The sequence below is a fragment of the Caballeronia sp. LZ035 genome (assembly GCF_031451175.1).
Taxonomy (GTDB): domain Bacteria; phylum Pseudomonadota; class Gammaproteobacteria; order Burkholderiales; family Burkholderiaceae; genus Caballeronia.
On the sequence record NZ_JARUXS010000032.1, the window covers coordinates 1 to 640 of the forward strand.

A 640-nucleotide genomic window follows, 5' to 3' on the forward strand; every position below is an offset into this window, starting at 1 on the left:
TGGAAAAATACTACGACCGCATCGTCAATGGCATGCAGCAGCGTGGTTACGACAAGGCATTCGCGGAAGCGATCTTCGAGCAGATCAAAGGCTTCGGCGAATACGGCTTCCCGGAGAGTCACGCGGCGAGCTTCGCGCTGCTGGTGTACACGAGCAGCTGGCTCAAACGCCATGAACCGGCTGCTTTTCTTACGGCGATGCTTAACTCGCAACCAATGGGCTTCTACTCGCCCTCGCAACTCGTACAGGACGCGCAGCGCCATGACGTCAAAGTCGTGCCGATCGATGTGACAATCAGCGGGTGGGACTCGGTGCTCGAACGTCAGGCAGGCTGTCAGGCACCAGTTGTCCGTCTCGGACTTTCACTGTTGAAGGGAATGCGCGATGGCGCCGCGCAACGCATCGAGAACGCCCGAGCGGTGAGACCGTTCGGAAGCGTAAGCGACCTGGCGCGCCGAGCGCAACTCGACCGCCATGATCTGCAAGTGCTAGCGGCCGCTAACGCCCTTCACTCGCTCGCGGGCAACCGGCGCGACGCGCTCTGGCAGTCAGCCGCTGCCGTGCCTGACCGAGATCTCTTGGCTGATAGTCGGATCGACGACGAGACGCCAGCCCTCGGCGCGCCTTCTGAAGCGCAAGA

1 pseudogene is annotated in these 640 nt (G+C 61.6%); it reads left to right on the forward strand.

Annotation, left to right across the window (positions count from 1 at the left end):
* Positions 1-640, forward strand: a pseudogene (locus QCE88_RS41930) (error-prone DNA polymerase); the annotation flags it as partial.